At 57.6% G+C, this 20,338-nt stretch carries 22 protein-coding genes and 1 other RNA gene; 14 read left to right on the top strand and 9 right to left on the bottom strand.

All coding sequences use genetic code 11. The features are described 5' to 3' along the window. Positions 1–102: 102 nt before the first annotated feature. The 7 genes from ACRZ9U_RS03770 to ACRZ9U_RS03740 all read left to right on the top strand — a co-directional run bounded on the left by ACRZ9U_RS03770 (position 103) and on the right by ACRZ9U_RS03740 (position 8,598). Entirely contained in the window at positions 103–840 is a 738-nt protein-coding gene (locus ACRZ9U_RS03770) for a Bax inhibitor-1/YccA family protein (protein WP_010441904.1), read from the top strand. Between the two features lie 439 nt (positions 841–1,279). Continuing rightward, the gene (locus ACRZ9U_RS03765; protein WP_480901306.1) at positions 1,280–2,440 is read left to right on the top strand and encodes a LacI family DNA-binding transcriptional regulator; all 1,161 of its coding nucleotides are present in this window, start codon (positions 1,280–1,282) and stop codon (positions 2,438–2,440) included. Then, a complete protein-coding gene (locus ACRZ9U_RS03760) occupies positions 2,437–3,792 on the top strand; it encodes an extracellular solute-binding protein (RefSeq protein WP_170392204.1) in 1,356 nt (451 codons plus the stop codon). Before ACRZ9U_RS03765 ends, ACRZ9U_RS03760 begins: the two co-directional genes overlap by 4 nt. A gap of 57 nt (positions 3,793–3,849) precedes the next feature. Continuing rightward, complete coding sequence (locus ACRZ9U_RS03755) at positions 3,850–5,082, top strand: carbohydrate ABC transporter permease (protein ID WP_170401591.1); 1,233 nt, start codon at positions 3,850–3,852, stop codon at positions 5,080–5,082. Beyond that, positions 5,082–6,290, top strand: a complete 1,209-nt coding sequence (locus ACRZ9U_RS03750; protein ID WP_170401594.1) for a carbohydrate ABC transporter permease — start codon at positions 5,082–5,084, stop codon at positions 6,288–6,290. Before ACRZ9U_RS03755 ends, ACRZ9U_RS03750 begins: the two co-directional genes overlap by 1 nt. Positions 6,291–6,295: 5 nt before the next feature. Continuing rightward, on the top strand, positions 6,296–7,543 hold the full coding sequence (locus ACRZ9U_RS03745; protein WP_480459619.1) for an MGH1-like glycoside hydrolase domain-containing protein: 1,248 nt from the start codon (positions 6,296–6,298) through the stop codon (positions 7,541–7,543). Continuing rightward, positions 7,543–8,598, top strand: coding sequence for a sn-glycerol-3-phosphate ABC transporter ATP-binding protein UgpC (locus tag ACRZ9U_RS03740; protein ID WP_170401600.1), 1,056 nt, complete (start codon positions 7,543–7,545; stop codon positions 8,596–8,598). Before ACRZ9U_RS03745 ends, ACRZ9U_RS03740 begins: the two co-directional genes overlap by 1 nt. Before the next feature lie 294 nt (positions 8,599–8,892). Here ACRZ9U_RS03740 and ACRZ9U_RS03735 read toward each other — a convergent pair whose 3' ends face one another. Then, positions 8,893–9,399, bottom strand: a complete 507-nt coding sequence (locus ACRZ9U_RS03735) for a membrane lipoprotein lipid attachment site-containing protein (protein WP_170392214.1) — start codon at positions 9,397–9,399, stop codon at positions 8,893–8,895. Positions 9,400–9,606: 207 nt separating this feature from the next. Continuing rightward, entirely contained in the window at positions 9,607–9,774 is a 168-nt protein-coding gene (rpmG, locus tag ACRZ9U_RS03730) for a 50S ribosomal protein L33 (RefSeq protein ID WP_010441901.1), read from the bottom strand. A gap of 380 nt (positions 9,775–10,154) precedes the next feature. On the opposite strand from rpmG, the gene ACRZ9U_RS03725 reads away from it, so the two are divergent. Next, positions 10,155–10,487, top strand: a complete 333-nt coding sequence (locus tag ACRZ9U_RS03725; RefSeq protein WP_170392216.1) for a GYD domain-containing protein — start codon at positions 10,155–10,157, stop codon at positions 10,485–10,487. Positions 10,488–10,493: 6 nt separating this feature from the next. Here the strand turns inward: ACRZ9U_RS03725 and rnpB are convergent. The 5 genes from rnpB to gatC form a co-directional block, all read right to left on the bottom strand. Then, positions 10,494–10,887: RNase P RNA component class A (rnpB, locus tag ACRZ9U_RS03720), an RNA gene on the bottom strand. A 124-nt stretch (positions 10,888–11,011) separates the two neighbouring features. Next, the gene (locus ACRZ9U_RS03715) at positions 11,012–11,683 is read right to left on the bottom strand and encodes an N-acetylmuramoyl-L-alanine amidase (protein ID WP_480901305.1); all 672 of its coding nucleotides are present in this window, start codon (positions 11,681–11,683) and stop codon (positions 11,012–11,014) included. Continuing rightward, positions 11,667–12,371 (bottom strand): hypothetical protein, encoded by a 705-nt coding sequence (locus ACRZ9U_RS03710; protein WP_170401605.1) that lies wholly within the window; start codon positions 12,369–12,371, stop codon positions 11,667–11,669. The genes ACRZ9U_RS03715 and ACRZ9U_RS03710 overlap by 17 nt, the downstream gene beginning before the upstream one ends. Before the next feature lie 41 nt (positions 12,372–12,412). Further along, entirely contained in the window at positions 12,413–13,900 is a 1,488-nt protein-coding gene (gatA, locus tag ACRZ9U_RS03705; protein WP_170401608.1) for an Asp-tRNA(Asn)/Glu-tRNA(Gln) amidotransferase subunit GatA, read from the bottom strand. 3 nt (positions 13,901–13,903) lie between these two features. Continuing rightward, positions 13,904–14,191, bottom strand: a complete 288-nt coding sequence (gene gatC, locus ACRZ9U_RS03700) for an Asp-tRNA(Asn)/Glu-tRNA(Gln) amidotransferase subunit GatC (protein WP_170392224.1) — start codon at positions 14,189–14,191, stop codon at positions 13,904–13,906. Positions 14,192–14,415: 224 nt separating this feature from the next. On the opposite strand from gatC, the gene ACRZ9U_RS03695 reads away from it, so the two are divergent. Both ACRZ9U_RS03695 and ACRZ9U_RS03690 read left to right on the top strand, forming a co-directional pair. After that, complete coding sequence (locus ACRZ9U_RS03695) at positions 14,416–14,574, top strand: hypothetical protein (protein ID WP_170401611.1); 159 nt, start codon at positions 14,416–14,418, stop codon at positions 14,572–14,574. Between the two features lie 154 nt (positions 14,575–14,728). Then, entirely contained in the window at positions 14,729–15,292 is a 564-nt protein-coding gene (locus tag ACRZ9U_RS03690; RefSeq protein WP_170401613.1) for a DUF4202 domain-containing protein, read from the top strand. Between the two features lie 30 nt (positions 15,293–15,322). On the opposite strand, the gene ACRZ9U_RS03685 is transcribed toward ACRZ9U_RS03690, so the two are convergent. Beyond that, positions 15,323–16,006, bottom strand: coding sequence for a ceramidase domain-containing protein (locus ACRZ9U_RS03685; protein ID WP_170401615.1), 684 nt, complete (start codon positions 16,004–16,006; stop codon positions 15,323–15,325). Between the two features lie 57 nt (positions 16,007–16,063). Between ACRZ9U_RS03685 and ACRZ9U_RS03680 the strand changes: the two genes are divergently transcribed. Then, complete coding sequence (locus ACRZ9U_RS03680) at positions 16,064–16,756, top strand: metal-dependent hydrolase (protein ID WP_170392232.1); 693 nt, start codon at positions 16,064–16,066, stop codon at positions 16,754–16,756. Next, complete coding sequence (locus ACRZ9U_RS03675) at positions 16,756–17,922, top strand: M24 family metallopeptidase (protein ID WP_170401618.1); 1,167 nt, start codon at positions 16,756–16,758, stop codon at positions 17,920–17,922. The genes ACRZ9U_RS03680 and ACRZ9U_RS03675 overlap by 1 nt, the downstream gene beginning before the upstream one ends. Here the strand turns inward: ACRZ9U_RS03675 and ACRZ9U_RS03670 are convergent. Continuing rightward, positions 17,919–18,371 carry a nucleoside deaminase gene (locus ACRZ9U_RS03670; RefSeq protein WP_170401621.1) on the bottom strand — a complete coding sequence of 151 codons (453 nt, stop codon included), beginning with the start codon at positions 18,369–18,371 and terminating at the stop codon, positions 17,919–17,921. The two genes, ACRZ9U_RS03675 and ACRZ9U_RS03670, sit on opposite strands and share 4 nt — an antisense overlap. 61 nt (positions 18,372–18,432) lie before the next feature. Between ACRZ9U_RS03670 and ACRZ9U_RS03665 the strand changes: the two genes are divergently transcribed. Both ACRZ9U_RS03665 and ACRZ9U_RS03660 read left to right on the top strand, forming a co-directional pair. Then, entirely contained in the window at positions 18,433–19,248 is an 816-nt protein-coding gene (locus tag ACRZ9U_RS03665; protein ID WP_480444218.1) for a pseudouridine synthase, read from the top strand. Between the two features lie 175 nt (positions 19,249–19,423). Continuing rightward, complete coding sequence (locus ACRZ9U_RS03660) at positions 19,424–20,338, top strand: 5-bromo-4-chloroindolyl phosphate hydrolysis family protein (protein WP_170401630.1); 915 nt, start codon at positions 19,424–19,426, stop codon at positions 20,336–20,338.

Below are 20,338 nucleotides of genomic sequence, written 5' to 3'. Positions count from 1 at the left end.
AGGCTTAAAACCCTTGAAACGAGGGCCACACTCTCCGATATTTACCGGGAAACCGGCTCGCATCCGTGGGCTGCGAACAGAATATTGAAGGGAGACCCCTATATGGCACAATTCGACACGATCCGGACGGCGTCCGGCGCGCGCGCTGCCGAGATAGACGAGGGCCTGCGCGCCCATATGAACAAAGTATACGGCACGATGTCCGTAGGCATGCTGATCACATTTGCCGTGGCATGGGCCGTGGGCTCGAGCCCGCAACTGCTGTCGATCTTCCGTGATCCGGTCACGCTGAGCCCCAATATCCTGGGCTGGATCGTGATGTTTGCACCTTTGGCGATGGTGTTTGGCTTTGGCGCCGCCATCAACCGCCTCTCGGCGTCCGGCGCACAGCTGTTCTTTTATGCATTTGCAGCCGTGATGGGCCTGTCGCTGAGCTGGATTTTCGTAGCATTCACCGGCATCTCGATCGCGCAGGTATTCCTTGTGACTTCGATCGCGTTTGCAGGTCTTTCGCTGTACGGTTATGTGACCAAGAAAGACCTGTCCGGCATGGGTACTTTCCTGATGATGGGCGTTATCGGCCTGATCGTCGCGATGGTTATCAACATCTTCCTGCAGTCGCCTGCGATCATGTTCGCAGTGTCGATCCTGGGTGTGCTGATCTTTGCCGGCCTGACCGCCTATGACACGCAGAAGATCAAAACCACCTATCTGCAGATGGCTCATGCGGGCGATCAGGAATGGCTTGGCAAAGCGGCGATCATGGGTGCATTGAACTTGTATCTGGACTTCATCAACATGTTCATGTTCCTGCTGCAACTTCTGGGCAACAGAGAATAAAACCGCTTCCAACAGAATACAGAAAGCCCCGCTTGGCACTCCGCTAAGCGGGGTTTTTTTTATGTTGCTCTTCAAAAGCCCATACCAAGCCTTGGTGAAATCGCATGATGTTCCGACCAGTTTCTTTTGCCTCCACAAATTTTACACGCCCTCATAGCCGGATAGTCGCCCGTATTTACGCATAGTTCTCATGCTCGACTCACCGATTCCCATCAAAGCTCGGCGAACAATGATCAGCGTGCAGTTACTGTAGCAGTTGGCAGTCATCCTTCTTGGCGCAACCCTAATTTTGCACCACTCTGAAAGCCGCATTTGCAAGTTAGCATGTGCGTTCATCAGCGCCTTTCGCCATTGGTACGTTCGTGTACTTGGTCGATCCAATCAAAGAATTTCATAATTTTGGTTGCCGAAACCGGTTTCGGAGAAAACAAATAGAAGAATGATGACGAATCCAAGTCTCCAGCAACCGCAGTCTCGCCCCCGGAGTCATTCTGGCCCCGGCAGGGTAAAACTGGATCAATTGGCCGATCATCTTGGGCTTTCTAAGAGCACGGTGTCCCGCGCCCTGAATGGATATACCGACATCTCGGAATCCACGAGAAAGCGCGTTCAAACCACCGCGCGAAAGATGGGCTATCGCCCACTCAGCCATGCGCAGGCGATACGAACCGGGCGGGTGCGCGCCATTGCCATGGTCATCAACAGCGAAGAACCAGACCGGCATAACCCATTTCTTCAGGACTTTCTGGCCGGAGCATGCGAAGCGGCGAGCGCATCCGACTGGACGATGACGATTTCTACGGCGAAGTCCGAAAAAGATATGCTTGATGTATTGGGGCGGCTTGTCGAAGAGCGCAAAGCCGATGGATTCATTCTGCCCCGGACCGAGGTCGACGATGCGAGGGTGAAATACCTGCAAGAGTTGAAGGTTCCCTTCATCATGTATGGCCGCACGGGGTATGGGCAGGCGGACTGGCAGGATGAGACATCCTGGTTCGACATTTCGGGTGAATCTGCAACCCGTGATGCGGTCGGTCGGCTCGTCGATTTTGGCCATACGCGTATCGGCTATGTCGGTAGCGATCCGAAATTCAACTACAGCCATCTGCGCCGTGACGGTTATCTTGAAGGTCTCAAGATCGCGGCCTTGCCTGCCGATCCCGAGTTGATCCGGGAAGGTGCTCGTACGCGCGAGGAGGGTGCGGTTGAGGCACGCGCGCTTTTGACGCTGAATCACCCACCTACTGCAATAGTGTTTGCAACGGATCTGGCTGCGCTGGGGTGTTACTCGGTCTGTACAGAACTGGGCCTCGAGGTCGGGCAAGATGTATCAATTCTGGGATATGACGGCATCCCTGAATGCCAATATGTCAGCCCTGGTCTCACCACGTTCAGCGTCGATTCTAAGCGGGCCGGAGAACGCCTTGCGACGATGCTGATCAGTCAGACTCGCGGTGAAGCGCCCGCAGATCTGCGTGAGATTAGTGAGGCCGTTCTGATCGAACGCAATTCCGACGGGCCACCAAGCGTTACAGCCAAGGAACTGGCCCGAAAAATTCAACTTTCAAAAGATCATAACCGGGGAGGAAACCGACTATGAAACTTGCACCTTTAGCATCGCGAATGATGCTTGGAACATCGCTTGCGCTAGTATTGGCGGCGACGTCAGCTCAGGCGGATACGATCCGCTTCTGGACCACCGAAGAACAGCCCGAGCGGCTGGCCAAGCAACAGGAAATGGCTGACCAGTTCAAGGCTGAAACCGGCACCACGGTCGAGGTTATCCCGGTCACCGAAAGTGATCTGGGTACACGCGCCACAGCAGCATTTGCCGCCGGAGACCTGCCAGATGTGGTCTATCATCCGCTGCAATATGCCCTGCCATGGGCTGAAGCGGGCATTCTGGACACCGAAGCCGCCACCGAAGTGATCGAAGAACTGGGCGCCGACACCTTCGCCCCCGGCGCGCTTGGTATGGCGGCGTTCAATGACGAAACCGCGTCGGTACCGGTCGATGGATGGACCCAAATGGTTGTCTACCGCAAAGACCTGTTTGATGAAGCTGGCCTTGAGGCCCCGAACTCATTCGCCAACGTCGTTGCTGCGCTGGAGCAGTTGCACAACCCGCCCGAGATGTACGGTTTCGTTGCTGCAACCAAAGTTGATGAAAACTTCATGAGTCAGGTTTTGGAGCATGTGTTCCTCGCCAATGGCGTGACCCCTGTTGGCGCGGACGGCTTCCAGCCGCTGGATGAAGCCAAGACCATAGAGGTATTGGATTTCTACAAGGCGATCTCGAAAGCCTCGCCCCCGGGTGAGCTATTCTGGAAACAATCGCGCGAGCTGTATTTTGATGGCAAAGCAGCGATGATCATCTGGTCGCCCTTCATCCTTGACGAACTGGCCGGTCTGCGCGACAGCGCCCCGCCGACGATCAACGATGATCCGACCTCGCGCGATCTGGCCTCGAAGACTGGTATCGTCACTAACTTCTCGGGCCCATCGAACCCGGATGGCGCGGCTTGGGGTGACGTTCGTTACTTTGGCATCACCAACGACGCCGACACCGACGCGGCGATGGAGTTCGTGAAATTCGCCATGGACGACGGCTATACTCAAACACTGGCCATCGCACCCGAGGGCAAGTTTCCGGTCCGTCGCGGTAATGCTGACAACCCGACCGCGTTCTCGGAAGCATGGGCAGAGCTGCCTGTTGGCGTGGACCGCAAAGCCCCGTTGGGCGAGCTGTATGATCAGGCGATGATCGATGAGATCGTCGGCGGTCTGGACGTGGCGCAGCGCTGGGGCGTTGCTGAAGGCCAGCTGGCTTTGGCGTCCAAAATGATCAACAGCCAGGCAATTAACCGGGTCGTGCGCCAATATATCGACGATGAAATCGATGCCGCCGCTGCAGTGGCCGCAATGAACGACGAGCTCGCGAAGGTTCAGTAACCTTGTGACACATGCAGCGGCGATTACGCCGCTGCACCCAACCCTTCGAGGTATCCCATGTCTTCGGCCACCCCACCGACCGGAACCGGGGCGCTAGCCAAACGCGAGGCGCGTCTGGCCTGGACGCTGCTGGCTCCGACAGTGATCAGTGTATCGCTTGTGGTGATCCTGCCCTTGCTGGCGATCTTCTGGATCAGCTTCAAGCCCTTCACCCTGTCTGACCTTCGTCCGCCTGCACCTGTGGTGCGTGAAAGCCTGCGCGGATCGGGAGACGATCTGCGGATTGAATACCGCGTCCGCAACTCAAGTCAGGACATCGCCGTTGTCGGCGTCACCCTGACAGATGTTCTACCGGACGGCGTGACGGCGCGCGAAGTTGCAAGTCCCTGTGTTCTGGACGGGCAAAACCTGTTCTGCGATTTCGGCACACTGGAAGGCGGTCAACGCGAACGCATCCGTATTCCAGTCACTTTGAACGGAGATCCGGACGCTTTCGAAGAGCTGCTCGAAGGATCAGAGCCCGGCGTGACCGGGAGCGGACCCAGCGTCCTGACCAACCTTGAATTCAGTCTGGAAAACTACGCCCGTGTCTTTGATGGAGACGAGTTCTGGGGCGTGCTGTGGGTCACGTTGTTCTACACCGTGGTCGGCACCATTGGAGCTTTGGTGATGGGCCTGTTTGCAGCATTGTTACTGAATAAAAGCTTCAAGGGACAAGGGTTCATACGCGGCCTCTATCTGTTCCCCTATGTGGCGCCAGTCATCGCTGTGGCCTTCACATGGGTCACCTTGTTCGACCCGTTCTCGGGTTCTGCCAACGCATTGTTGGTGCAGATGGGACTAAGCAGTGAACCGATCAACTTCTTCGGGGAACGCCCTTTGGCGCTGATCATGGTGACAGTGTTCGAGATCTGGCGCTATTTCCCGCTGTCGTTCCTGTTCATTCTGGCGCGGATGCAATCAATCGACTCCAGCATGTATGAAGCAGCAGATATGGATGGAGCCTCACCATTCCAGAAATTCTGGCTACTGAGCATCCCGCAACTGCTGGGCATCCTGTCGGTACTGTTCCTGCTGCGTTTCATTTGGACGTTTAACAAGTTCGACGACATCTTCCTGCTGACCGGCGGCAATGCCGGCACCCGTACTCTGACCGTAAATGTCTATGAACAGGCCTTTGCGGTTTCGAACATCGGCGCTGGCGCAGCGGTGGCCGTTGTGATCCTGATGTGCCTGATTGCCTTCAGCTTCGTCTTCTTCCGCTTCATCAGCCGTGAGGAGGGTTTGTGATGCGCAAAGGGTATATAACCGCCTCGATTCTAGGCGCGCTCTGGCTGGTGGTGATCGCCACTACTGTCGCCATCACCATGTCATTCTCGACCGGGGCTGCGTTCCGGCCACAGGTCTTGCTCTGCTTGATATGGGGGGCTATTGCCGGTCTGGTGTATGTCCGCTTCTCGGCGCAACGCGCGCCGGCCCGACTGGGTGTTTCCGCCTTGCTAGGCCTGTCTTGCCTGACCGGATTCGGACCTGTCCTGATCGGCTCTGACACATCCTTGCAGGCAATACTGGTCACAGTGGTGGCGATGGCGGTCGTGATGCACCTATCCATGGCCGCAATCCTGAAAGAGACACCGTTCGGCGAGCTCACCCGTCACGAATACGAAGAGGCGGTAATCCGGTTCTGCACGGGCTTTGGCTACATCTTCTTCACCGCGATCGTGATCATTCCGTTCTATGTGATGGTGATGACCAGCCTGAAGTCGCAACAGGCCCTGTTACAGAACCCGCTGGATTTCTCGGTAGATCTGTCACAAGGCACCGCGCTGTTTCGCAGCTATACCGAGCTGTTTCGTGATTTCAACTTCGGCACCTATCTTTGGACCTCGCTCTACGTCTCGGTCCTGACGGTCTTTATCACCCTGCTGTTCAGCGTCCCCGGAGCCTATGCGGTGGCGCGGTTCCGTTTCTCGGGGCAAAAGGCGTTCTCACGCTCGATCCTGCTGATCTACATGGTGCCGATGATCGTTCTGGCGCTGCCGATCTATATCGCGTTCTCGCTGACTGGCTTGCGCAACTCGATACTTGGCATCGTGATGATCTACCCGGTCACGACGATCCCTGTCGCGCTGTACATGCTGCAAGGTTATTTCCGTGGCTTGCCGACTGAGGTGGAAGAGGCCGGTCTCATGGATGGGCTTTCGCGGCTGGCAGTGATTTGGAAGATTACGCTGCCGCTTAGCCTGCCTGCGCTGGCGTCGGTCTCGCTCTACGTCTTCATGATCGCTTGGAACGAGTTCCTGCTGGCCTTCATGCTGCTGGACGACCCTTCGAAATTTACCCTGACCCGAGGCGTCACGATGCTGAACTCCTCGGAAATTCCCCGACAGCATCTGATGGCCGGTGCGGTGATCGCCACCGTTCCGATCATGGCGCTGTTCCTGGGACTTGAACGTTTCATGACTAAGGGCCTGACTGCGGGGTCCGTCAAAGGATGACTGAGATGAACCAACATACAAACCCCGACCGCGAGGCGCGCAACATTCTGGTTGCCAATGATCGCGGCGGCTACACCATCCCGACCGAAGGGCTTTACCCCTATCAATGGAATTGGGACAGCGCGATTGCGGCGCTTGGTTTTGCCGAGTTCGACATTGATCGAGCCTGGGTGGAACTTGAAACACTGTTCTCGGGCCAGTGGGATGATGGAATGGTGCCGCATATCCTGTTCCACAAACAGGATGACGGATATTACCCCGGCCCGGATGTCTGGGGTGGCCACGGGCCGATCCCATCCTCAGGCATCATTCAGCCCCCGGTGGCTGCAACTGTGGCGCGGAAGATCTGGGAAAAAGATGGCGATGCAGGCGCGGACCGCGTTCGCGCGCTCTTCCCATCTCTGCTGGCGTGGCATCGCTGGATCATGAGATGGCGACTCGACGAACACGGCGCGGTCTGCACCACGCATCCGTGGGAAGCTGGTCGCGACAATGCACCGGACTGGGACAAAGCAATGGAGGGCGTAGATCCCACAGGTGTCGGAGACTACCAGCGCCGTGACACAAGCCACGTCAACAGTGCAGACCGACCGACCAAATACGACTATGACCGCTATATCAAATTGGTTCAGATCGGCTGTCAGGCCGACTGGGACCAACAGAAGTTGCTGAGCCTGAATCCCTTCCGAGTCGCAGATCCGACGATGACATTTATCACTCTGCGCGCCGCACGCGATCTGCAGGAGATCAGCGAAAGGCTTGGAATTGCTGCGGATGGACTAAGTAGTGACATTCAAAGGCTCGAAGCGGGCGCGCGATCTTTGTGGAACGAAACGCTGAGCTCGTTCGACTCGCGTGATGCGCTGACTGGTGATTGGGCCGGAAGCATCTCTAACGCGTCGTATCTTTGCTGGTTTGGTGGACTTGATTCACAGCACATGCTGGAGCGCCTGCGGGCGACGCTTGCAAAAGTACCCTTTCCAGTTCCCAGCTATGACCCCGCGATGCCCAACTTCGACCAACGCAGGTACTGGAGGGGTCCCACTTGGGGGTTCATGAATATGCTGATCGGGTTTGGATTGGCGGATATGGGGCACCTGGAAGAAGCGGAGGCACTGCGCCAGAAAACGTCGCAGCTGATCGCAACGAACGGCTTCGCTGAATACTACGATCCTCTGACCGGCAGCCCTGCCGGAGGGAATTCATTCACCTGGACAGCCGCGGTTTGGCTGCATTGGGCAGGGAGGAACTAATGGGCAGCATCGAACTAAAATCCGTCGAAAAGTGGTTTGGCTCGGCCCAGGTCATCAAAGGCGTTGACCTAATGATTGATGAAGGTGAATTCATCGTCTTCGTCGGTCCATCGGGCTGTGGAAAATCCACCCTGCTTCGCATGATCGGTGGGCTTGAAGATATCTCGCGCGGATCGCTACTAATCAACGGCAATGATGTCACGGATCACCCACCCTCCAAGCGGGGTCTGACGATGGTGTTCCAGTCCTATGCGCTTTATCCCCACCTGACGGTCGCCGAAAATATGGGGTTCTCACTTAAGGTCGCGGGTGTTCCGAAGGCCGAGATAGCAGAGCAGGTCAATAAAGCCGCCGAGGTTCTCAAGCTGGGACCTTTTCTGGAACGTCGCCCCAAGGACCTGTCCGGTGGACAGCGGCAGCGCGTTGCAATTGGTCGTTCTATCGTGCGCGACCCGACGGCGTTTCTGTTCGATGAACCGCTCTCGAATCTTGATGCAGCGCTTCGTGTCGAAATGCGTTACGAAATCGCGAAACTTCATCAGAACCTGAAGCGCACAATGATCTACGTGACGCACGATCAGGTTGAAGCGATGACATTGGCCGACCGCATCGTCGTGCTTGAGTACGGCAAGATCGCGCAAGTCGGCACACCCCGCGAACTTTACGAACGCCCTGCCAACCTGTTTGTCGCACAGTTCATTGGCAGCCCCAAAATGAACATATTGCCGTGCACGACTCAGAATGATGGCTACACTCTGGAACATGGCAGAGGCGGCGGCTTTGCACGCTCGGGTGTAGCAAGCAAACTCGGCATTCGCCCCGAACACATCGATGTTGTATCATCGGGCGATGGGCAATGTGATGGCATCATCGAGGTGATTGAGTATCTGGGGGCAGATACCTTTCTGATTGTGGATTGCGGCGCCGAAGAGAAGGTTACCGTGCGCCTGAATGGGGACACCGCTCTAAAGCCTGGGGCAAAGATCGGCCTGCATTTCCCCACCGACAAACTTCATTTCTTTGACGAGAATGGGCAGGCATTGGTAGAGCAATGAACGTGGCTTCCTATCAGTTGAGGTTAAACAGTTCTGCTGATCGGGGCTGAGTTTCACCACTGATTATTCTTTGGCGGTGAGGCGAAATAGAGAACACGCATAGCGCTTGCTTGGATGCCTACGGATGGCGGGGGCCTCTGAACTCGCGTGATCATCGTCCGGTGTGTCATATGGATTGAATGACCGCTGCTGGGTTTGGGCCCTTGTTCAGCGCCTCGTAAGACTTGCAGAAACTCTGAAACTAGAAAGCCCCCGCCAATGGCGGGGGCTTTTACTTAGATTATGTAAGCTAAATTAACGGCAGTTCAGTGGCACTGCAAAACCCGAACTGCGCTCGGACGAACCTTTGCGGTATACATCACCCGCGGGCAAGCATCCGGTAAAGCGTTCTGTTTGAGCGCCAAAGGCCGAGCCCACCGATGTATCAACTTTGGTGGAGTTGTTTTCCGTACGCAGGACGCCGAACAACTGACCGTTTACACTGACATTGCTCAGGTACAGATTGGTATCACTGCCAGTGAGCTGAACTGAATTCGCATCTGAGCGACCGCCATTATCGATTGCGACACCCGCGATCTTTTCAAGCTCGGCTTTGTCCGATGTAACCTGGACCGTTGGCAGCTTGGCCAGTTCCGCCGGGATGTTGGTTTCTGGCGGCAAAAAGGCTACGGCGCCTTTTACATCCGACACTGTGCGCGGTTCACCATCAATCCCGGTGAAACCAACACCTTCGCGGTTAAAGGGGTCTTCGCAGGCTGACAATGTCAGAACAGCAAGAGCGGGCAACAAGATTTTTTTCATGGCGGTCAACATTTTGGAAAGGGTTGCTGAAGCGTAGCGGCAGGGGATTAGAAAAAGCAAGCCGCTGAGATTCAGAACACCCAAACCTCTGATGCGCCCCTGCAACGCCCCCGCTTGGTTTAGGCCGACCAAGAGATACCCCAAAACAATACAAAAAAGGACCCTGCATGGCAGAGTCCTTCTTCAAAAAGTATGTCAGAGGGCAGATTACTTGATCTTGCCTTCTTTGTACTCGACATGCTTCCGAGCGACCGGATCGTATTTACGAATGGTCATTTTCTCGGTCATGGTGCGCGCGTTCTTCTTGGTCACGTAGAAGTGGCCCGTGCCCGCGGTCGAGTTCAGACGGATCTTGATTGTCGTCGGCTTCGCCATGGTTATCTCCTGCGTCCGAAAAGGCAGGGGCCTTTCGGTTGAATCCTTATGAGCGTGCGCTTTTAACCGCTCATGCGCCCAAGTCAACCGGATTCGCCGCGTTGGGGGAACAATTCCTGACACGGCTTCAAGAGCAGTCGATTTGGAACGCTCACGATTCTGTGATAGTGTCGCCGGAACCTTCGAAGCCCGTTTTGCGGACTTAGGTAATACCGGGCTGGATGTAAATTCCGGCAGACAACACCGCTCACAACTATAGCAACGCCCGGCTGTCTATTTGGCCGGGTCTTTTCCGGTTTGCGCGCAATCCTGCACGCGACACGGCCAAGGAGTCGGCCGCATTTAGCGCTCCGAATAAACTGCAACCAAGGGAGAGAAATATGCCTGTTTTCATTACCTATGCGTCTTATTCGCAAGATGGGGTCAAAGGAATGTTGGCAAAACCGGAAGATCGCACCGGTCCCGTCAAGGCCTTGCTTGAGAAAGCAGGCGGCAGACTGATCTCATTTTATATAACCACTGGAGGCAATGATGTCGTCGTTATCAGCGAACTGCCTGAAGGCAGTGATGCTGTGGCAATTGGCATGGCCGTCGCGGGCACGGGTGCGGTTTCGAGGATCGAGACCGTTCGCGCATGGTCGGCGCAGGAATTTGTTGCCGTCGCCGAAAAAGCTGCAGCACTTGGCGGCACCTACACACCTCCGGGCGGGTAACAGGAGATGCGCGGAGGGCCTGTAAGCCGGATCCTGTTCCAGGGTTGCCCCCTTCGATGACCATTCCTCTAGGCCGTGCATTGCTGCGCGGCTCGAGCTGCCAACCCGGTCCCTCTCGGCCAAGGCGTGCCTAGCGGCGGTATCGGTTTGCACCGACCGGCCCGCGCGGGGACCCTATTCGGCATTGCTCCCGGTGGGGCTTGCCGTGCCGCCACTGTTGCCAGCGGCGCGGTGGGCTCTTACCCCACCGTTTCACCCTTGCCACACGTGTGTGGCGGTCTGATTTCTGTGGCGCTTTCCGTCGGGTTTCCCCGCCCGGGCGTTACCCGGCACCGTTGCCTTGTGGAGTCCGGACTTTCCTCTCGGGCCTAACGACCCCAGCGGCCATCCGGCCCTCCGCGCGTGGGTTGGGTAGGCTCTGTGCGTGATGGCGTCAAGAGGGGTTGGGGTGGTGAAGGGGCCAGCCCCTTCTTGGCCTACGGCCAATTCATCCCCGAGATATTTTTGGCCAGATGAAGGGCGGATCAGGTCGATTTTAGGAGCGGACAGAGGGCTATGAGATCATCGAGGTGCAAGGGGCCTGAGGCCCACGGGCGATAGCGCAGGCGTGTGGAATTTAGGAGCGTCTTCTCGTCGCTTGTCGCTGTGTAGCCCCGGTTCTGCGCCAGCTCGCGGAAGTTGACGTTCGGTTCGAGGGCAGTACCACGCCGAGCGGCAAGGCGCTGGTGTTCCAACCTTTGCCAGTCGAACCGGGGGCCGGGGTCGGACTTGCGGCCCGGTGCCATGTCGGAATGCCCGATCACACCCTCTGGCGCGATGGTCCAACGCTGCATGAGTTCGGGCAAAAGCTGTTCCAATACACGCATTTGGGGTTCGGCAAACGGGTGGTCTCCGCCATTGTCCAGCTCGATCCCGATCGAGCGGGAGTTTATGTCGGCTTGCCCTTGCCACTCCCCTGCCCCGGCGTGCCAAGCGCGATCTTCCTCTCGGACAAGCTGCCAGAGCGCACCGTCGCGACCGATCAGGTAGTGGGCGGAGACCTCGGGACCCGGATCGCAGAGACGTTCAAGCGCCGCAGCAGCGCTCTCCATTGCAGTGTAGTGCAGCACGATCAGCTCGGGTGACAGCCCATCCCGGCGGGGGCCGAAATTGGGCGATGGGTGCCAGATGGGGGAGAGCTTAGTTGTTGACGGCACTGCGGAACGGGCTGGGGTCCCAGCCGCAGGCGTAACCGTCGCCGTCCGGATCCAGCCCTTTGCGGTCGCGCTGGGGGCCTCCATTCGACAGAAACTCAATCTGCGCCTGATCAGGAGAGGCGAACTGAGCGCAGTTGCGCTGTGCCTTGGCCTGCAGGTTAAATCCGGCTCGGCTGTACAACTGGGTACCGATGGGGTTCGAAGTGCTCAGAGCGTATTGCACAATATTGGGTTGCCCGTCAGAGCCACGCTCGGGCACGGCAGTAGGGGCGACGACCTCGTAAGACTGCCGATTCTGTTCGATACGAGCGGCGTCGGCATCGATACTGCGACGGTTTGAGACAGCCTCAAAATCCTGCTCATCAGAGATACTTGGGTTGTTTGTTGCAGTCAGAGGCGCGACGCGCGTCTCCTGACCGGACGTATTCGCCAAGGCAATGGCCGTCTGGTTGGCGATGTCAGAGGCGTCGCCTGTCGGTGCGGCACCAACAGCCCCCTGCGCCGAGAGCGGCTGTTCGGAAACCGCCTCGGGTGGCGCAAGCGGATTACCGGCAAGACCCTGCCCAGCCAGTTCGGCCTCGCGCTGCGCCTGATATTCCGGCGTATTGAAACCGGTACCCGAAACAGGGGTAACGGTATCACATGCCGCGATCAGCCCAAGGGCCGGGATCAGAAGCAATTTGCGCATTTGGCTGCTCCGGTTCCTTATTGCCGTGTCAGGATTGAGGATTACCACCATTTTCCGGGCTTGGCCACAAACCCAGCCGCGCTCTCTAGCGCGTAGGCGGTGTTGAGCAGATCGCCTTCCTCCCACGGACGGCCGATCAGCTGCAGACCTAACGGAAGGCCCTGTTTGTCCAGACCAGCAGGCACCGAAATACCGGGCAGGCCAGCGAGGTTCACTGTCACGGTGAACACATCGTTCAGGTACATCTGAACAGGATCAGCCTCGGTCATCTCGCCCAGGCCGAACGAGGCCGACGGCGTTGCCGGGGTCAGGATCGCATCAACGCCTGCGGCAAAGACATCTTCGAAGTCCTTCTTGATCAGGGTGCGGACCTTGCGAGCGCGGTTGTAGTAGGCGTCATAGAAGCCTGCAGACAGCACGTAGGTGCCGATCATCACCCGGCGCTGGACCTCATGACCGAAGCCTTCGGCACGGGTCTTTTCGTACATCTCGGTGATGCCATCGCCTTGAGCCAACTGCGCTCGGCGGCCATACCGGACACCGTCATAGCGGGCGAGGTTCGACGACGCCTCGGCAGGAGCAATCACGTAATAGGCAGGCAGCGCGAATTTGGTATGCGGCAGCGAGATATCGACGATTTCGGCGCCTGCGTCTTTCAGCATAGCGGTGCCATCGGCCCAAAGCTTTTCAATCTCGGCGGGCATGCCGTCCATGCGGTATTCCTTGGGGATACCAATTTTCTTACCTTTGATATCGCCGGTCAGCATTGCCTCAAAATTCGGCACGGCCAGCTCGGCGCTGGTGGAATCCTTGGGGTCATGACCGCACATGGTTTCCAGCATGATCGCTGCGTCACGGACGTTCTTGGTCATCGGACCGGCCTGATCCAGAGAAGAGGCGAAGGCCACAATGCCCCAGCGCGAGCAACGACCATAGGTTGGCTTGATGCCGGTGATGCCGACAAAAGCAGCAGGCTGGCGGATCGAACCGCCGGTATCGGTACCGGTCGCGGCCAGACACAGGTCAGCCGAGACAGCCGAGGCTGAGCCACCGGACGAGCCGCCGGGTGTCAGCTGTGCATCGTCATTGCCGCGCCGCCACGGGCTGACCGCATTGCCGTAAACGGATGTTTCATTAGACGAACCCATCGCGAACTCGTCCATGTTCAGCTTGCCCAGCATCACAGCACCAGCATCCGCCAATTGTTGCGACACGGTGGATTCGTATTCGGGCTTGAACCCCTCGAGAATTTTCGAGGCCGCTTGCGAGGGCACGCCCTTAGTGCAAAACAGGTCCTTGATACCGATGGGCAGGCCGCACATCGAAGGCGCGTCGCCGCCTTTGATCCGCTCATCCGCCGCCTTGGCGCGCTCCAACGCGATCTCGGGCGTCTTGTGGACAAACGCGTTCAGCGCGTCGGCTTCATCAATGGCCTTCAGGCAGGCCTCGGTCAGTTCGACCGAGGTCACTTCTTTGGTACGCAGCGCGTCGCGGGCCTCGGCCAGGCCCAGTTTGTTCAGTTCGCTCATGACTTACTCCACAACCTTTGGAACAGCGAAGAACCCTTCGCGCGCATCGGGGGCGTTGGATAGGACCTTGTCCTGCTGGTTTCCATCGGTGACCACGTCCTGACGACGCTTCAGGCGCATCGGCTCGACCGAGACCATCGGCTCAACGCCTTCGACATCCACTTCGTTCAGTTGCTCGATAAACCCGAGGATATTGTTGAACTCGGACGCCAGCGCAGGCAGCGCATCATCCTCGACCTTGATCCGGGCCAGTTTGGCCACCTTGGCGGCGGTGCTTTGGTCAATCGACATCGGAAACCCTCATCTACGTTAGGGGGCGTTTACCTGCCTGCCGCAACACTCGCAAGAGCGACAGGCGGCAGACGGGGATTCAAACCCAATATCGCCAGCTGCCATGCATATTTGAATGGCTGATATGCAAATAGGTAAACCGATTAGTTCAGTTTTGCCATTGAAAAAATGAACCGAACAGTTCACCTCAATATCGTGACGCAACGAGAAATCGGAGACACCTCATGAAAACCCTTCTTCCCGCCTTCATATTGTCCGCTCTGGTTCTGACCTCGCCCGCCCTGGCTTTGGGTATCGATATGAACAATCTGACCCGAAACCTTAGCTTCCCCGCGCCTGTTTCGGAGCCCGTGACGAGGGACCACACCCAGGCAGGCAAATAACCCTGACCTGCGCGCCGGATCGGTACGCCCCCTCCCGATCCGGCGCTTTTTGCAATTGACTGCTGCACCCATTCCAACAACTCGTTAGCATGGTCTTGGACCAAACGCCGAACCACCCGTCAGGTGCAGTGCAGGCGAGCTAACGGAGCAGAGAATGAGCACACGCAAGCAAACCGTTCTGGACGCAATTGACGCAGCAAATGCGCAAGACCCTAATATGGAGGACGGCCAGCCGGTCGAGCTGCTTTATGGCCAACGCATGAGCGCAGAGCTGGATCGGCTATTTCCCGATGCGTCGGATGCTTTACAGATCGCCGCACGTGGTCAGCATGTCGAACGCTGGAAGCTAAAGCGCACTGAATACCCCGAAGGACGTGCAGGGTATCTGGCCTGGAGGAAGGCGCAAGGCGTATATCACGCTGACGTTGTGCAAGGATTCATGGAACAGGCTGAATATAGTGCGGACGATATAGAAGCCGTCGGGCAAATGCTGCGCAAACAGGGGATCAAGCGCAATGCCGAAGTACAGGCGCTTGAGGACGTGATCTGTTTCGTTTTTCTGAAATGGTACTTTGAACCTTTTGCCGCCAAGCACTCCGCCGAAAAAATCCAGCGCATTGTTGAAAAAACGGCTTTCAAGATGTCAGCCGAAGGCCGCGCGCGCGTATTGGCTGAATTTGATCTGCCGGAGGCTTTGGCTGCTGCGTTCAGGGATTAACCAATCAGGATGATGCTTCGGTGGTTCTGATCAATGTCCTGATCCTGCAGCCACCGCAGCTCCGGCAGGTGGATTTCGGATCGCCCGCAGATAAACCTCAATCATCCAGCCCAGCATAACTGCATTCAGAATGTGCCACATAAAATGCGTCCCCGTTGGCAGATACCCGCAAATTGGAGTGTCCAGTGATCGAAAGGTGATCGAGGTGATCAGGACAGTTGCTCCTATTGTCAGCCCACGCGCAGTGTCCGGGGCTTTCCGGCGCAACAGGACCGCATAAATCAGAATCAATAGAGGAACTGGGGCGTATGCCGCCGAGCCACCAAGCCCAGGCACCAACTGGAATAGCGGGATCGTCAGCGCCACGTATGGAAAGAACAGCGCGGTCAAACCCAGCGCGTATCTGTTGCTCAGCCGCCAGACATCGCGATTCACTGCGTAGATGTAAACGAGGATGTACAGCAGAATTGGCGTCACATCCAAGATCGCCGCCCAAACCTGCGCATGGGTATGGAACAGATAGCTGCCAATTCCGATCATCGCCAATATGACAACCAAAGCCATCGCCAAAGGTGCGCCCCGCCCGCGCGCCCTTTGCCACATCACAAATGCAGCAATAAGAAAGGCCGCATTGGTAATCGCGTTTATCGGCTCGGCCCAATACGCGGGTGAGAGCCTCTCACAATATCCATCAACATACTGCGTCCAATCCATAGATTTTTACATAGCCGATGCTAGGCTAACTCCAAGCGGAAAATGGGAGGATTCTCTATGGATATCATTTGGCTGGGACATGGCAGCTTTCGCATCGAAACAGCAGGACAAGTTCTATTGATCGATCCCTGGCTGACGGGCAACCCGTCTTTGCCCGAAGATCAGCATGACGCAGCCGTTGCGGGCGCGACGCATATCCTGCTGACTCATACTCATTTCGATCATGTCGTCGATGTGCTGCCGCTGGCCAAACATCTAAACGTGCCCGTGGTCGGGCAATACGACCTGATGGGCTACTGGGCCGAGGCTGAAGGTATTGAAACGGTCGGATTCAACAAGGGTGGCACTGTTGACCTAAACGGTGTCAAATTAACGATGGTGCCTGCGTCGCACAGCTCGACCTTCTCGACGCCTGATGGTCTTCGCACGGGTGGAACCGAGGTCGGCTATATGATCGCGTCCGAGGACCGTATGCTCTATTTCTCTGGCGATACCGACATTATGGCCGACATGGAGTGGATGGGTGATTATTACAAACCCGATATCGGCATCCTTTCGGCAGGCGGCCACTTTACCATGGACATGAAGGGCACTGCCTATGCTGCCAAGCGGTATTTCAATTTCAAGACAGTGATCCCGTGCCATTACAAGACCTTTCCGATTCTCGCGCAATCGGCTCAGGAATTGGCTGACGGGTTACCCGGTGTCGATGTAATCGAGCCCGAGGTCATGCAGGCGATTTCTCTCTGATGCCCGCGTCGGATTTCAGCGCGCAGGAATACGCTGACCGCATTCACAAGACCCGTTCTGCGATGGATCAACAGGGTATCGAGACCTTGTTGATCACGGACCCATCGAACATGGCGTGGCTCACCGGTTATGACGGTTGGAGCTTTTACGTACCGCAGATGGTCATCCTGCCCGCCAGCGGATCGCCCCTTTGGTGGGGCAGAACGCAGGACAAGGCGGGGGCTGCGCAGACCACCTGGCTGGACCAGATGGACCTGCTGGACTGGCCCGAAGAGCATGTGCAACACCCGGACCACCATCCGGTCGACGCGCTCGTCCTTGCGTTGCGGGATCGCGGCTGGACCTCTGGTATCGGCGTGGAGATGGATAACTATTATTACTCAGCCGCCAGTCACCGCATCCTCGAACGCGCCTTCGGTGCATTGATTGATGCCACAGGGCTTGTGAATTGGAAGCGCGCCGTAAAAAGCGATGCCGAGATCGCAATGATGCGCAAGGCGGGTCAGCTGACCGCACATATGCACGGTGTTCTGCGTGACGCATATCGCGAAGGATTGCCCAAAAACCAACTTGTCGCCGAAGTGCAGGCGGCAGGCATCGCCGGACTGCCCGGCCTAGCCGGAGATTACCCTGCTATCGTGCCGATTGCACCCTCCGGTCGTGAGGCTTCTGCCTCGCACATTACTTGGAACGACCGACCTCTGGCGCGGGATGAGGCGACCTATTTCGAAATCTCCGGCTGCTATCGACGCTATCACTGCCCCGCCAGTCGCAGCCTGTTTCTGGGTGATCCCCCGGATGATATCCGCCGGGCCGAAGCCGCCGTTCTAACCGCTATCGACGACACAATGACCGCCGCACGCCCTGGCATCACCTGCGAAGAGGTCGCGGCTTGTGTCTATGACAGTTTCGCCCGCGCGGGGTATGTCAAAGCCAACCGCACCGGCTATCCCATCGGGCTCAGCTATCCGCCCGACTGGGGCGAGCGCACCATGAGCCTGCGACCCGGTGACACGACGGAATTGCAAGAGAATATGACCTTTCACCTAATGCCCGGCCTCTGGACCCCAGACTGGGGACTGGCGATTACCGAAAGCTTTGTGGTGACGTCAGATGGGGGCAAGCCCCTGGCTGATATCCCACGTGAAATGGTCGTAAAAACTTAACCGCGCTGCGCCGCGAAGAAGCGTTTCAGCAGCGCGGCAGCCTCTTCGGCGGCAATGCCGTCATAGACCTCGGGTCGATGGTGGGCCTGTGGGTGTGAAAACACGCGCGCGCCATGCGCGACACCGCCAGATTTCGGATCGGAAGCGCCGTAGTAGATGCGCCGGATGCGGGCTGCGGCCAGCGCTGCGGCGCACATGGCACAAGGCTCAAGGGTTACGTAAAGGTCATGATCGGGTAAACGCTCGGACCCGGCCGCGGCACATGCGGCGCGCAGAGCCAGAATCTCAGCATGGGCAGTGGGGTCATTCAACTCGCGGGTGCGGTTCCCATCTGCGGCCACCACCTGCCCGCCGGGCGCGACGATCACCGCGCCGACCGGCACTTCACCTCGGTCTGCTGCCGCCTGTGCCTGTTCCAGCGCCTGTTTCATGTGGGATCTGAACTTCATGCCTCTGACTGCCTCAGAAACCCGTCTTTCGCAAGCCGCCGGGATGGGTTATGGCCGGAGGATGACCAATACCCCTCCTCCCGGCGACCGGATCGCCAAAGTGCTGGCCCGCGCCGGTGTCGCCTCGCGCCGCGAAGCTGAACGCATGATCGAAGCCGGACGTGTGACCGTGAATGGCAAGGCGATCAACAGCCCTGCGCTGAACGTAACCGCCAAGGACAGGATTACCGTCGATGGTAAACCAGTATCCGAGCCCGAGCCATCACGCCTGTGGCTCTATCACAAGCCACCGGGACTAGTGACGACGGCGCGTGACGAAAAAGGCCGCAAGACGATTTTTGACGACCTGCCCGAGGATATGCCCCGGGTCATGAGCGTCGGGCGACTCGATCTGAACTCGGAAGGATTGCTACTGCTGACTAATGATGGCGGCATCAAGCGCAAGCTGGAACTGCCCTCAACTGGATGGCTGCGCAAATACCGGGTGCGGGTAAATGGACGCCCCAAAGACGAGGATTTCGAACCGCTGCGCAAAGGCCTGGTAATCGATGGTGAACGGTTTCAGCCCATGACCGTGACACTGGACCGTCAACAGGGCGCGAACGCTTGGCTGACCATCGGCCTGCGCGAAGGCAAGAATCGCGAAATCCGCCGCGCTATCGAAGATATCGGTTATGTGGTGAACAGGCTTTTGCGGGTTTCTTACGGCCCATTCCAACTGGGCAACCTGAAACCCGGCGAGGTTGAAGAAATCCGCCGCCGTGTCATGCGCGACCAACTGGGGCTGGATGCTGAGGATAGCGGAATACCCCCGGCCAAACGCCCTGCTCGACCGCAGCGCAAAAGACCAGCAATCGGCAAGAAACCTCGCAAGTGACGCGGGTTATTCAACCTTCCCCCTAGCGCCAAGCCCTCGTATCGCCTAAATTTTCCCTGATGGTCACAGTTGGGGGGCGCTATGTCCGGGACCGGAGTACAAAAATTGGCCTATGCGGCCCTGTTGGTGCTGTTGTTCGGCGTCTGCACCGGTCTGTTGGGGGGCCTGTAGCGAAATGGCCAAACGGTACGGCGGCAAATTCAGCCCAGAAGGCGATGTTTCCTCGCAGGATCAGCCATCGCGTGGCCAATTCGATGGTGCCCGTGTCGAACCGGCAGGTGCACGCGCGAACATCCTGTTTGTCCCGGCGATACCACTGGTGTTTCTGTCTCTGAACGATGGCGCGATCGGAATGACCATCGGCCTGGTTGCGGCAGGGCTACTGACCGCTGCCGCGTTTCTGCTGCGCGAAGGTTTAAGGGCCGAATCCGCTTACAACGCCCGCCGCACCGCACGCAGACCTGCGTTTCCCCGCAAGATATTTTCCAGCGTTCTGACCGGTTTGGGGGCGGCGCTAGCCTCATACCGGACCGAATTTCTGGACGCCGAAACAGCATCACAGGTAAGCCTGCTGGCCCCCATCCTGTTTGGCGCCGCTGCAACGGTTCTACATTCGGTTTCCTTCGGCCTCGACCCAATGAAGGACAAAGGAATGGAGGGTGTCGACACCTTCCAGCAGGACCGTGTCGCACGCGTGGTCGAGGACGCCGAAACCCATCTGACCCAAATGACAGATGCAATAAAACGCGCAGGTGACCGCCGGATCGAAGCGCGGGTCGAACGCTTTCAGGATACAGCCCGCGATCTGTTTCGCACGGTCGAGGAAGACCCGCGCGATCTGGCTGGTGCCCGAAAATACCTGACGGTTTATTTGCAGGGCGCGCGCGATGCGACGGTGAAGTTTTCGGACGTCTATGCACGGACGCGTGATGCGCAGGCGTTGGCGGACTATTCGGCGTTGCTGGACGATCTTGAACAGAATTTCGCGGCGCGGACGCGAAAGATGCTATTGGATGACCGCAGTGATCTGACGGTTGAAATTGATGTGCTGCGCGACCGGCTGCAGCGCGAAGGCGTCCGGTTGGACTGA

The organism is Ruegeria sp. D7, from assembly GCF_056534355.1.
This window is presented reverse-complemented; position numbering and strand designations above follow the sequence as displayed.